Origin of the sequence: Nitratireductor sp. XY-223, from assembly GCF_004959855.1 — a bacterium.
In the GTDB taxonomy this organism is placed as follows: Bacteria; Pseudomonadota; Alphaproteobacteria; order Rhizobiales; family Rhizobiaceae; genus Hoeflea_A.
Genome location: NZ_SPNT01000015.1, coordinates 24,578 through 36,971, shown reverse-complemented (window position 1 = coordinate 36,971; position 12,394 = coordinate 24,578). Strand labels below are relative to the sequence as shown.

11 protein-coding genes are annotated in these 12,394 nt (G+C 58.8%); all 11 read left to right on the top strand.

What is annotated here, in order from left to right; translation table 11 throughout:
* The first annotated feature begins 18 nt into the window (after positions 1–18).
* The 11 genes from E4M07_RS26075 to E4M07_RS26025 all read left to right on the top strand — a co-directional run bounded on the left by E4M07_RS26075 (position 19) and on the right by E4M07_RS26025 (position 11,792).
* Positions 19–1,005, top strand: a complete 987-nt coding sequence (locus E4M07_RS26075) for an ABC transporter ATP-binding protein (protein WP_246660622.1) — start codon at positions 19–21, stop codon at positions 1,003–1,005.
* Position 1,006: 1 nt separating this feature from the next.
* The gene (locus E4M07_RS26070; RefSeq protein WP_136661354.1) at positions 1,007–2,008 is read left to right on the top strand and encodes an oligopeptide/dipeptide ABC transporter ATP-binding protein; all 1,002 of its coding nucleotides are present in this window, start codon (positions 1,007–1,009) and stop codon (positions 2,006–2,008) included.
* 65 nt (positions 2,009–2,073) lie between these two features.
* Complete coding sequence (locus E4M07_RS26065; protein WP_348640542.1) at positions 2,074–3,483, top strand: M20 family metallopeptidase; 1,410 nt, start codon at positions 2,074–2,076, stop codon at positions 3,481–3,483.
* Positions 3,484–3,616: 133 nt separating this feature from the next.
* Positions 3,617–4,213 (top strand): isochorismatase family protein, encoded by a 597-nt coding sequence (locus E4M07_RS26060; protein ID WP_136661352.1) that lies wholly within the window; start codon positions 3,617–3,619, stop codon positions 4,211–4,213.
* Between the two features lie 289 nt (positions 4,214–4,502).
* The gene (locus tag E4M07_RS26055) at positions 4,503–5,444 is read left to right on the top strand and encodes a zincin-like metallopeptidase domain-containing protein (RefSeq protein WP_136661351.1); all 942 of its coding nucleotides are present in this window, start codon (positions 4,503–4,505) and stop codon (positions 5,442–5,444) included.
* 48 nt (positions 5,445–5,492) lie between these two features.
* The gene (locus E4M07_RS26050) at positions 5,493–7,220 is read left to right on the top strand and encodes a ParB/RepB/Spo0J family partition protein (protein ID WP_136661350.1); all 1,728 of its coding nucleotides are present in this window, start codon (positions 5,493–5,495) and stop codon (positions 7,218–7,220) included.
* 452 nt (positions 7,221–7,672) lie between these two features.
* On the top strand, positions 7,673–7,996 hold the full coding sequence (locus E4M07_RS26045; RefSeq protein ID WP_136661349.1) for a DUF736 domain-containing protein: 324 nt from the start codon (positions 7,673–7,675) through the stop codon (positions 7,994–7,996).
* A gap of 150 nt (positions 7,997–8,146) precedes the next feature.
* Positions 8,147–8,968: a DUF6499 domain-containing protein gene (locus E4M07_RS26040; protein WP_136661348.1), complete on the top strand. Its 822-nt coding sequence runs from the start codon at positions 8,147–8,149 to the stop codon at positions 8,966–8,968.
* A gap of 113 nt (positions 8,969–9,081) precedes the next feature.
* Positions 9,082–9,312 (top strand): helix-turn-helix domain-containing protein, encoded by a 231-nt coding sequence (locus tag E4M07_RS26035; RefSeq protein ID WP_136661347.1) that lies wholly within the window; start codon positions 9,082–9,084, stop codon positions 9,310–9,312.
* The gene (locus tag E4M07_RS26030; protein ID WP_136661346.1) at positions 9,299–9,826 is read left to right on the top strand and encodes a S26 family signal peptidase; all 528 of its coding nucleotides are present in this window, start codon (positions 9,299–9,301) and stop codon (positions 9,824–9,826) included. Before E4M07_RS26035 ends, E4M07_RS26030 begins: the two co-directional genes overlap by 14 nt.
* 250 nt (positions 9,827–10,076) lie before the next feature.
* Complete coding sequence (locus tag E4M07_RS26025) at positions 10,077–11,792, top strand: DUF3363 domain-containing protein (protein ID WP_136661345.1); 1,716 nt, start codon at positions 10,077–10,079, stop codon at positions 11,790–11,792.
* Positions 11,793–12,394: the final 602 nt, after the last annotated feature.

The window sequence follows — 12,394 nt, the reverse complement described above, 5'->3', positions numbered from 1 at the left end:
ACAGGGATGAACAGTCTATTGCAGGTCGAAGATCTGCGGGTCACCATCCCGGCAGGAGCGGCGCGGTTCACGCCGGTAAGGGGTTTGTCTTTCGCGCTTGAAAAGGGTGAAACGCTTTGCATCGTCGGGGAATCGGGCTGCGGCAAGTCCCTGTCATCCCTGGCTTTGATGGGCCTCCTGCCCAAATCGGCAGAACACCAGGCCGAGCGTCTGCACTTCGACGGCATCGATCTCAGCCGGCTCAATGAGCGGCAGATGGCGGATTTGCGCGGCAACCGGATGTCGATGATCTTCCAGGAGCCGATGACATCGCTCAATCCGGTCTACACGATTGGTGATCAGCTGGCTGAGCCGCTGATCAGGCACCGGCGAGCGGGCCGCCGGGAAGCACGGGACCATGCGGTCGACCTCCTGGAGAAGGTGGGGATCACGGCGGCGGGGCGCCGAATGGCACAATACCCGCATCAATTGTCGGGTGGACTGAGGCAAAGGGTCATGATTGCGATGAGCCTCATGTGTTCGCCGGAACTGGTGATCGCCGACGAGCCGACCACGGCGCTGGACGTGACAATCCAGGCGAAGATCCTGAGGCAGCTCAAGCAACTTCAAAGTGAACTGGGAATGGCCATGATATTCATCACCCATGATCTGGGAGTGGTAGCGAGGATCGCCGACAAGATTGCCGTCATGTATGCTGGACGATTTGTCGAGACCGGAACTGCGCGTCAGCTTTTCTCCCGGCCCTTGCACCCCTACACCAAGGGCCTGCTCTCCTGCTTGCCGGTGCCGGGTAAAACCGCATCTGGTGAACCCTTGGGTTCCATTCCGGGTGTTGTTCCGGCATTCATCGGAGAATCTTCAAGTTGTGGGTTTTCCTCCCGCTGCCCCTACGCCGCTCCCCTTTGCGAACGGGAACCGGATCTTACCGAAAGAGGATCGAGTCATGCTTGCAGGTGCGTATTGGCATCGGCCGAACTGGACGAATTACGATGGGAGGCAGCGTAGTATGGAACCGGCAGCAGCTCAGATCCCGCTAGAGCTGAAAGGCGTCTCCAAGGTCTACTCGGTCTCTCGCGGATACTTCAAGAAAGACGGGCAGCTCCACGCCGTCAAGAAAATAGACCTCAAGCTCAAAAGCGGTGAGGTCCTGGGTCTTGTCGGCGAATCCGGGTGTGGCAAGAGCACACTGGCAAAGCTGCTTTTGGGCCTGATCGCGCCAAGCGTGGGTGAGGTCCGCGTTCATGGCCAGTCCTATGCCAGCCACGACCGGATCTGGATTTCCGAGAGGATACAGCCGGTGTTCCAGGATCCCCATTCGTCCCTCAATCCGCGCAAGTCCGTCCGCGAAATCGTCACCGCGCCTTTGCGCGTGCACAAGAGCGGCGATCCGGAAAATTGGGACAAACGTGTCACCGAAACGCTTGATCTCGTCGGATTGCCGCGGCGCCTAATGGACAGCTATCCCAGTCAAATGTCGGGCGGTCAAAGACAAAGGGTCGCGATTGCACGTGCGCTGATCCTGCGGCCGCGGATCGTCATTTGCGACGAACCGACATCGGCCCTTGATGTGTCTGTTCAGTCGCAGATCCTCAATCTGCTCATGGATTTGCGCAAGGAATTAAGCCTAACCTACCTCGTCATCAGTCACGACCTTTCGGTCATTGAACATATCGCCGACCGGATCGCGGTCATGTATCTTGGGCGCATCGTTGAAGAAGCGCCGGCCCGGGAGATCTTCAGTCGCCCCCGCCACCCTTATACAAAGGCCTTGCTGGAATCGGTGCTTTCGCCAAATCCGGAACTCGGCGTACCGGATGTTCATCTTGCCGGTGAATTCCCGAACCCGCTCGAACCGCCGACCGGCTGCAGTTTTCATCCTCGCTGTCCGATGGCGCAGGGCGACTGCTCTGGCACAGAGCCGCAGGAGCGTATCGAGGGCGAGGCGCGTATCGCCTGTATGCATTATGACAGTGGCGGCGGACAGTTCATGGCAGACGCAAAGCCATGAGTTCGGACAGTCATGACGATACCGGCAGTGGTTCACCAAACCGCCGCCCGACCGAAAACCCTGCAATGAAAAAGCACGGAAAGCAGATGTCTCGACAATCTTCCATCGAAGCGGCCACCGATTTCTTCGAAAACGGCCATTTTCTTTCAGGGCTACGTGATCTTGTGGCCATCCGAACAGAAAGCCAGGATCCTCAGTTCCGGAACTGCCTGGAACACTATATGAGCTCCGTTATTGCCGACAAACTGAGACCTCTCGGGTTCGATTGGCAGATTTACGACAATCCCGATCCAGCCGGGGTCCCGTTCCTGGTCGCAGAGCGTTTCGAAGACCGCGGATTGCCGACGGTGCTGATTTACGGGCACGGTGATGTCGTGCCGGGGATGGAAGATCAATGGAGCAACGATCTCGACCCCTGGGCAGTGACAGTTGTCGGAGAAAAGTGGTACGGGCGTGGCACGGTCGACAACAAGGGTCAGCACTGGACAGCGCTTTCTGCCATCCACTGTCTGATTGCCGACGAAGGAAGGTTGGGCTTCAACACGCGTTTCCTGCTGGATATGAGCGAGGAAATCGGCTCCCCGGGCATGCACGTATTCTGCAGGCAGCACCGGCATGTTCTGAATGCCGACGTGCTGATCGCATCCGACGGCCCGAGACTGCAGGCGGACCGGCCGACGATCTATATGGGCGCGCGGGGCAACCTCAACTTCAATTTGAGGGCACGTTTCCGCAAGCGGAATTTCCATTCCGGAAACTGGGGAGGAGTTCTGAAGGATCCCGTCATTCGGCTCTCCCACGCAATCGCATCGATTGCCGATTCCAACGGTCGCCTCCTCGTCGAGGGATGGCGCCCGGAACCCCCGTCGCCGGCGATAAAGGAAGCCTTGGCGGATTGTCCGATCGGCGGTTCTGACGACGATACCAGCGTCGACCGCGACTGGGGCGAACCCGGTTTGACGCTCGCCGAACGGCTCTATGCCTGGAACAGCTTTGCGGTCGTCGCGATCAGCAGTGGCGATTCCGACAATCCGGTCAACGCAATCCAGGGAGAAGCCATCGCCGCTTGCCAGCTTCGGTTCGTTGTCGGAATAGAGCCGAAGTCTGCGCTTGAGGACCTTCGCGCGCATCTGGATGCAGCCGGGTTCGATGATATCGCGATCGAACCGAACCATGCGGTCGACCTTGCCGCCACAAGGCAGGATCCCGACCACCCATGGGTCGAGTTCGTGGCCAATTCCATCGAGGACACGACCGGTCAGCCGCCCGTGCGCCTTCCCAATCTGGCGGCATCCCTCCCAAACGACTGCTTTTCCGACATTCTTGGCATGCCTACGGTCTGGATACCCCACTCCTATCCGGAATGCGGTCAGCACGCCCCTGACGAACACGCGCTCGCGCCGATCCTCAAGGAAGGTCTGCAGATCATGACCGGTGTGTTCTGGGATATCGGCAACGCACTGCCAAGGCCATGAGAAATCGGCCGCTTCCCGGACAACGTCCGTTAACGGCTGCGCAATTCACGCTCCTCCCAGGGCGGACCCCACCCGGCGGTGGCCTCCGTGTTGCCGCCGGGTATCCTCAAGTTGATGGTGGAGGGGAAATTCTATGCCGGTGCTGGCTGTTCCAGAGAATTCGCAGCTGCTCATCATTGATCCTTGGCATGCAAACGCCTGCCGCCTTGGTTCCGACTTGAAGCGCCAATTGGCGGTGCAGTTCAAGCGTATCTCGAGTGCGGCGGACCTGGCCCTGGTCCCGCGGTATTTTGCCGTGTCGCAGGGTAAATCTTCCGGGGAAATGTGGCTTTCAACGCCGTGCGAAAAGAACAAACCGCGCGTGTTCGGTTTTGAGCATGATCGTCCGGTCTGGTCGAACAAGGACCTGCTGAATGCAATGCGGAAAGAGGGGCGTGACCAGCTCTTTATCTGTGGCTTCTGGCTGGACGATGTCGTGACGGCCGCAGCGCTTGAAGCCCAGCCGATTGGCTTCAACACCCATGTCATTGTCGACCTCAGCCCATCACTGAATGTCGAAAAGCGGCAACTTTCGATCGATCGCCTGAACCAATATTGCATCGTTCCAATGCCGCTTCAAAACCTGCTTTACGAGTGGACCGCCAAGACGGACGACCACATCCGGCGCAAGGCGCTGGAGGCAATTTGGACGGAACAGCAACAGGCCGGTGGGTCGCGCGAGATCATCTAAAGTTGTCGTTGGGCATGATTGTTCATGTCGTTTTTGCAGGCCCCCGGTGCGCTTGGGTGGGCGGCTCTTCGGGATAGGCCCGCTGCGGCACGCCGCAACCGGCTGATCCGTATCTTTCTCACGTCTTCGTTTCTCTGATGCGAACGGCTCAGCCGGTCCTCCAGTCGTTCCTCCTTGCGGCCCTTCGGGTGCCGCGCGCCTCGTTTCAGCGGGCCTTCCCTTCGATGTTCGCCGCCCACCCCGCTTCCCGGGGTGGGTTGGAGTTTGATTGGAAACGAAGGGAATTGTCATGACGACCAAGACAAAACGGCAAAACACCCAGAGCAAGCCGCGCAGTGACCTCTATCAGGAGATCACGGACAGGATTGTTGCCGAACTGGAGGAGGGGCGGTTTCCGTGGGTTCGGCCTTGGAATGCGGACCATTGCGCCTGCGCTGTCGGCCTTCCGAGGAACGCCGTCACTACCCGTTGCTATTCCGGCATCAACATCTTGATCCTGTGGGGTGCGGTCATTGAACACGGATACGCATCGCAAAACTGGCTGACGTTCAAACAGGCAAACGACCTCGGCGGCACGGTCCGCAAGGGTGAGCATGGCGAAATCATCTGCTATGTCGACCGGTTTGTGCCGAAGGATGCGGAGCGGAAAGGCACTGACGAAGGTGAAACGCAAAGCGTTCCGTTCCTCAAACGCTACCGCGTCTTCAACGCCGACCAGTGCGACGGCCTGCCGGATGATGTCGTAATCGGCGCAGCCCCATTGCCCGAACAGGAGATCGTACCCCGTGCTGAACGGGTGGCAAGTGCCACCGGTGCGACGATACGGATCGGTGGCGGTATGGCTTTCTACAGCCCGGCGCATGATGTCGTGCAAGTGCCGCCGCAGCCCGCTTTTGCCGATCAGGTCAATTACTACCGAACCCTGTTTCACGAACTCGGGCACTGGACCGGGCATGGGTCTCGGCTCGCCCGCGATCAGTCGGGCAGGCGGAAATCGCAAGCCTATGCGCGCGAGGAATTGGTCGCGGAGTTATGCGCGGCCTTCACCTGCGCTAGTCTCGAAATCGTACCGACGGTGCGCCATGCCGACTATCTCGGCACATGGCTGGACCTCCTCAAAAGCGACAAGCGGGCGATCTTCCGCGCCGCCAGTCAGGCCTCGAAAGCCGCCGATTTCCTGCTCGCCTTCGATCAATTCGGCTCCACTGAGCCGACAGGGCGGGCGGCTTAGCCGCCTGCAAGCACTCATCTTTTATTCGATCCATGAAAGGAATGACCCATGGAACTGCGTCATATCCCGCTTGAGGAACTGAAACTCACCAAGGTGAATGTCCGGCACGGAAGGAAAGCGCCGGATGTCTCGGACATCCTGCCATCGATCCGCAAGCGCGGCATTCTGCAACCGCTTCTCGTGCGACCGAACGGCGATGGATTTGAAATCGTCGCCGGTCGCCGGCGTTACTTCGCGGCCATGAAAGTCCAAAAGGAAGCCGGCGAGTTCGGTCCTGTGCCCTGCGCCGTCATGGATACACAGGACGATGCGGAAGCGGTCGAGGCCTCGTTGCTGGAGAATCTTGCCCGCCTGCCGATGGATCTGATGGACCAGTACGAGGCGTTCGCGAAGCTTGCCAGGGAGGGCAGGGAGATTGCCGAAATCGCCGAAACCTTCGGCGTCACTGACCTGACGGTCAAACGCGTGCTGGCGCTCGCCAATCTCATTCCGGCGATCAAAACGGCGTACCGCAACGACGAAATCGATCAGTCGACGCTGCGCGTCCTGACGATGGCAAGCAAGGCGCAGCAGGCTGAATGGCTCAAACTCCACCGTGGCGAAGACAGCTACGCGCCGCGCGGCGAGCAGTTGAAACGCTGGCTGTTCGGCGGCCACAATATCAGAACGTCCGTCGCGCTTTTTGATGTGAGCGACTATGACGGCGCGATTGCTGCCGATCTGTTTGGCGGAGACAGCTATTTTGCCGATGCGGATCAGTTCTGGAAGCTGCAAGGAGAGGCTGTCGAAGCCAGAAAACAGGCCCTTTTGGATGCGGGCTGGACCAGCGTCGACGTGCTGGAACGCGGCGCGTATTTCTGCGAGTGGGACCATGAAAAGACGCAGAAGAAAAAGGGCGGGCGCGTCTATGTGTCGATCCGCCACGATGGCGAGGTGGCCTTCCATGAGGGCTATATTCCGCTTCGCGAGGCCCGCGCCAAGGCAGCAAGGGGCGGGGACGGTGTTGAGGCGTGCGCAAAACCGGAAATCACCAAGGCCATGCAGACCTATCTGGAACTGCATCGCCATGCGCTGGTCCGCACCGAACTGCTGAACCATCCGGCGGTGGCACTGCGGTTGACCATCGCGCATATGATCGCCGGTTCAGCGCTTTGGAATGTGCAGCCGGAACCGCAGAAGGCACCCAAGCCGGAGATCGCGGCCTCGGTTCGCAATAGCGCTTCCCAATCCGAGTTCGATAATGAAAGGGCTGAGGTCCTCAAGCTCTTGGATTTGGAACCGGACCGCGCCGAGCTGGTTCGCCACAACGGCGACGCCTATCCGGCGGCAATGATGTTCGCCAAATTGCTGGAAATGGAAGACGCCGACGTCATGCGCATCATGACGTTCGCCATGGCCGAGACACTGCAATCCGGTTCCTGTCTTGTCGAGGCCGTCGGCGTTCATCTGGCTGTTGGAGCAGAAGGGAAATGGCACGCCGACGACATCTTCTTCGAACTCCTGCGGGACAAGGCAACCATCAATGCCGTACTGAAAGACATTGCCGGAAAGGATGTTGCCGAAGCGAACAGTCAGGCAACCGGCAAGGTTCAAAAGGGCATTGTCGTGGACTGCCTGCGCGGCGAAAACGGACGCAAAAGGATCGAGGATTGGGTTCCGGACTGGCTGAAATTCCCCTTCACCGGACACACGAAAGCGCCGATCGAAACGACCGCTATCGGTGCCGACTGGCGGAGGATTGCGGAGGTATTCAAACCGGAACCTGATCGTTCTTAAGCGGATTGTCCGCCATGCGATAGCATCGCCCCGTTGCCAACCGGCAGCGGGGCATTCGTTCGATTGACTGCATATCTGGCTTGTTGCAGTGCTTTCGCCGCGTTCGCGAAAGGTGCGTTCGCGCCCCGTCGTCCATGCCAATTTGTTGGCTGGATACCGATTGCCGGACGCATTCGGTCCTTGTTTTTGTATTCGGAGGAAAGCCCATCCGCCTGCCTTCCCTTGGCGATACCAGACCTTTGTCGCTCGGGTGCAATCGATTGTGTACGGTTTTTTCCCCGCAGCAGGCTGCTCCTCGCGCATGACGCTGCGCGTCCAAAAAACCGTTCCCACTCGATCCTCCACTGAAGTTCCGGTCCTCCGGATGCACCCGACCTCCGTCAGGTCCAATCGGTTCGCCGTCAGGCAGGAAGATGAGCTTCCGCCGCAAATTCAAACCAAGGAGCAGACAAATGGCTGCAATCGGATATGTCACCAAACACAAGGACGGACGGTTCACAGGAGAACTCAAGACACTCTCAATTCGCGCCGAAATCGCCATCACGCCGAACGGCGGTAAGACCAGCGAAACACAGCCCGACTACCGGGTCCTTGCTGAGGGCATCGAAGTCGGCGCCGCCTGGGTCCGAAAGTCCGAGACCTCGGGTAAGGACTATGTCTCGCTTTCCATCGCCGCCCCGGAATTCGGCCCGAAGAAGCTCTACGCCAATCTCGGCAAGGCTGCCGGCCAGGACGACGACAACGTCTTCGCGCTGATCTGGAACCCACGGGACTGAGCAACCGGTTCTTGCGAACAACCCTCGCATCCGTCGATGCGGGGGTTTTCTAATTAGATTACCGTTGGTTGCATAAGTTGCCACAATGCAATCGGATTCCATTGTCACTAATTCAATCGAATATGTTATCGCGGAGCGCAGGCAGCATTGATGGCGAAGCGGGCAGAGGGCTTTATTGCCGCGTTCGGCAGGTCGCCAAGCGACTATGATTATGCCGACAGCCTCTCCGATTCCGATTGGGCCTGGGAGTTCCTGCGGCACAATCCCGAATACCGAAGTGACTATCGCGCGAGCCGGAAGAAGGCGGCTAGGCCCGTTTCGCACGCCTCCGGCGTGCGGATTTATCGGCCACGGGGCTGTCTTAACGACGCCGCGAAATGGGGTCTTGCTGCCTTTGTCGATCCCGATCTCAATGCGCGGCAGGCCGATATATTCTGGCTGAAATCCGCCCTCACGCACACGGTCAACGCCTCCTCACTTTGCGTCGGAACCGACAGCGATGAGGCCGATCTTGATCTGTTTCGCGACAGGAACTGCGCGGCGATCCTGTGCGGCACTGAGCGGCAGGAGATCGTCGTTCGCTCGGAAAAAACCTCGGTCAGCGTCAGCGTAGAAGGCACCAATGTCCTGCTTCGACCGGTGAATCTGACGTTCCACCTGCATGGATTTGCATCCGTCGAGCGCGGAACCAAGGCGCTGATCTGGACCACGTCGGCACTCAAACAACGGCGCTGTCGCGACATGCGAACACTCTCAAGAACCGCTCGTCTGAACCGGAAGAAACAGCTGGTTGCGCTCGAATGTCACCAGACGGGCGGATCGTTGCAGGACACGGCGCATGTGTTTCGCGCCCTGCGATTGACGCGGCTTTCCTGGTCGGCGAGCGGAGACGAGGCGCTTAAGAAACAGGTCTGGCGCAGCCGAAATGCCGGCCTGTCACTTATGCGCGGCGGCTATCGCAAGTTCCTATGACCGAGTGGTGACGGATTTGAACGCAGCGATTTCGTCACTCCCGTGTCAGTAAAATCCAATCCAGTATTCCTTGCGAAACCGCGCCACACGGCCCGGAAAACAGGGAGACAAGAATGCAGAACGACGATAGCAATCGCGACCGGAGGACATTCCTGAACTCGAGGGAAGCGGCCGAGTATCTCGGCCTCAAACCCAACACGCTTGCCAAGATGCGGGTCTATGGCAACGGCCCGAAATACCGCAAGCACGGGTTTCGCGTGCTCTATGCCATCGATGATCTGAACGCCTGGTCGGAAGGCACGCGCCGTTCATCGACGTCGGAAACACCCAATGAGCGGAACTGAATTGATGTTGAAGCAGAGGGGCGCTGCGCTGTTACTGTGCGCCACTGGATGTGTTTTGATCGCGGTTTCCACCATCGAGAACCCGCCGACCAGGCTAGTCTGGAACGCTTCGCCCAGTATCCCGATAGGGCTTTATTCTGTGTCCCATACACCTCCCAAACGTGGCGACCTTGTGCTGGTTACGCTGCCTGAACATGCACGGCAGATGGCAGATCGGCGCGCCTATCTGCAGGTAAATGTGCCGGCGCTCAAACGTGTCGTCGCGCTGACCGGTGACACGGTTTGCAGGTTCGGACGTGCGGTTTTTGTAGGCGGAATGCCAACCTCGAAAGCGAAACTCAACGATACGCGAGGGTTGAAGATGCCCCGCTGGAGAGGGTGTCTCGAACTCGGATCAGGTCAGGTTTTTCTGCTCGGCGATCATCCGGATTCATTCGATGGGCGGTATTTCGGGGTGTCGGACCTGAGGGTTATCCATGGCGTGGCACGGCCTTTGTGGATTGATGCGAAATGAGCCGGATGATTGACCGGGGTGGACGCGTGTAGAAAACGGCAGGGTTGGGGCGATGGCAAGATAAAAGAACTGGCACCGGAGCAGGGTGAGGCGACTGGAAGACCAAGCTTTTTTTGGTGCCAGAGTACTGGCGGTAGTGCCAAAAGCGTTGCATGTGCCTCTACGAACCTGATGTTTTTGACACCCTCTTGGCAATTGTTGCCCCGATCCCGATCTCCATCTTAACACCGGAAAACGAGAGGGATCGGCCGTGCCGGACAGAGACCTTAACCCGAAACTGGGACGCATCCGCTCACCTTCGGCGCGCAAAAAGAAAACATGGATCGGACGCGTTGTCCGCGAAATGAGACGCGCCGGAAATACAAGCCGCAGTATGCGGCATTCAACCTGGTTCGGTAGTCGCAACGGACGCGGCTATGCGGTATCTTGTTCCTTCGCAAGCCGAGCGCCACAACCCAGGCGCCGTCGCGTCGTCGTCAAAGCACGTATCACGAAGTTCGGCGCGGGCGGCATAAAGGCTGCGCAATCCCATCTACGATATCTCCGGCGCGATGGCGTCACAAAGGAGGGAGAACGGGGATCGTTATACAATTCACGTTCCGAGCAGGTCGACGGAAAGGCATTTCTGGAAGAAGCGAGGGGCGACCGGCACCAGTTCCGTCTCATTGTTGCGCCGGAAGATTCTTCACAACTCACCGATCTCAAACCTTTCGTCCGCGATCTCATGCAGCAGGCGGAAATTGACCTCGGCACGAAGCTCGATTGGGTGGCCGTCGATCATTTCAACACCGGTCATCCCCACACGCATATCGTTATTCGCGGCAAGGACGAAACCGGACAGGATTTGATCATCGCGCGGGACTACATAGCGCGTGGCTTCCGGGAACGCGCTAACGATCTCATGACGCTGGAACTCGGTCTCGAAACACAGGCCGAGTTCGACCGCAAACTTGATGCGGAAATGACAGCCGATCGGTTCACGCGGATCGACCGTAGCTTGTTGCGCGATACCGCAGACGGCGTCCTGGTAGTTGGTCGAAGACAGGATACTGACCAACGCTGGCAATCGCTAAAGACAGGCCGTCTTCGCAAGCTCGAAAACATGGGACTATCGGAGGAGTTATCGCCCGGCATTTGGAAGATCGCCGAACGTGCCGAAACCGTGTTGCGGGATCTTGGACGGCGTGGCGACATCATGAGGACTATGCAAGGGGTTTTGAAGCATGCTGGTATCGAACGCGGGACGACTGATTTCAGTATCTTCCGGGCGGATGACCCGAGCGCGCGGACCGTCGGCAAAATTGTCGGCATCGGCCTGGCCGACGAGATGAACGACAGGCACTATGTCCTCGTCGATGGCATCGACGGAAAGCTGCACTATGCGGAGATCGGGCGCATCGACGAAGCCGATCCGCCGAGTAGAGGGGTATTGGCGACTTTGCGCGGTCGGCAGCAGCATGGACAGTCGGCCGGTAGGCACTTTTTGCAAGCTCGCATATTCATCGAATCCCATGCCCGGGTTGAGCAACTTGCGACCGCTAGCGGCGCGACTTGGCTCGACCGGCAATTGGTATTGCGGGGGCCGGAAGAGATTGCGCAACGTGGCTTCGGATTAGAAGTCACAAAGGCGCTACGCCACCGCCAGCAATGGCTCGTCCAGAAGGGCCTGATGCGGGAGAAAGATGGGCAATTGATCGCTCGCCAGCGAATGCTCGCTGAGCTTGAGCGTCGTGATATAGAAACGGCTGGATCGAATCTTGAAAGCAAACTCGGTTTGAAGCGAGTTACTGCCAAAGACTTTGGTCGTACCGGCCGCACACCTGTGCAATCAGTCCGACTGGTGTCTGGTCGCTTCGCGGTCATGAAAAGCAGCAAGGAATTCACGCTTGTACCGTGGCGGCAAGTGGCTCAGATGCGGAGGAGATCGGGAATTGTAATGGAAGCCAGAAAAGAGATTTCGCTTTAACTTCGAAACCATCCAACAAAACCGCGCATGAATGGCAAAGTCTCGGGAGTGGGGGCCATTGGCCGCGGCGGTGCACTTGATTGAAACTGTCCTTGTGACAGACAACCGGGCCGAGCGGGTAGGCAGCATGCTGGCCGACATGGTCCTTTCGAAATCCTTGAGTTGGGACCGGCCGCTGGCTCTGACTGCGCTGCACATGACCAAGCCGCTTTGTCGGGACCTTGCAGGCGGGGCGAAGGGGGGCGTTTGGCCGCCCAGCAAGCGTTTTTGAAATCCGTCATCGTGACAGTTCGTCTATCCCAATCACCGGCCGAGCGTGCATCGGCTCTGCAATTGGCGGCCCCAAAAACTACGCGCCAAGGGCTCGGACGCGGCCGTGGGTCTCTTCCTCGCGGAGGACGCCGTCGCCCCCACAATGCTCGCACCGCACGTACATGGCATCTCCGCCCGAATGTCTCCGCGCGGCCCGGCGCTTCTGCGACTGCCTCGTCGAACTCGGGGTCGCCAGGGAACTGACCGGCCGGGACAGCTTTCGGCTCTACGGGGTGGCACCGTGAACGTCGCTGCAGCAAAGAAATCGATGGGCTCAGACGTACCCTTCG

Coding starts and splice junctions, on each gene's coding strand:
- E4M07_RS26070 (WP_136661354.1), top strand. CDS start 1,007: ATGGAACCGGCAGCAGCTCAGATCCCGCTAGAGCTGAAAGGCGTCTCC.
- E4M07_RS26065 (WP_348640542.1), top strand. CDS start 2,074: ATGAAAAAGCACGGAAAGCAGATGTCTCGACAATCTTCCATCGAAGCG.
- E4M07_RS26060 (WP_136661352.1), top strand. CDS start 3,617: ATGCCGGTGCTGGCTGTTCCAGAGAATTCGCAGCTGCTCATCATTGAT.
- E4M07_RS26055 (WP_136661351.1), top strand. CDS start 4,503: ATGACGACCAAGACAAAACGGCAAAACACCCAGAGCAAGCCGCGCAGT.
- E4M07_RS26050 (WP_136661350.1), top strand. CDS start 5,493: ATGGAACTGCGTCATATCCCGCTTGAGGAACTGAAACTCACCAAGGTG.
- E4M07_RS26045 (WP_136661349.1), top strand. CDS start 7,673: ATGGCTGCAATCGGATATGTCACCAAACACAAGGACGGACGGTTCACA.
- E4M07_RS26040 (WP_136661348.1), top strand. CDS start 8,147: ATGGCGAAGCGGGCAGAGGGCTTTATTGCCGCGTTCGGCAGGTCGCCA.
- E4M07_RS26035 (WP_136661347.1), top strand. CDS start 9,082: ATGCAGAACGACGATAGCAATCGCGACCGGAGGACATTCCTGAACTCG.
- E4M07_RS26030 (WP_136661346.1), top strand. CDS start 9,299: ATGAGCGGAACTGAATTGATGTTGAAGCAGAGGGGCGCTGCGCTGTTA.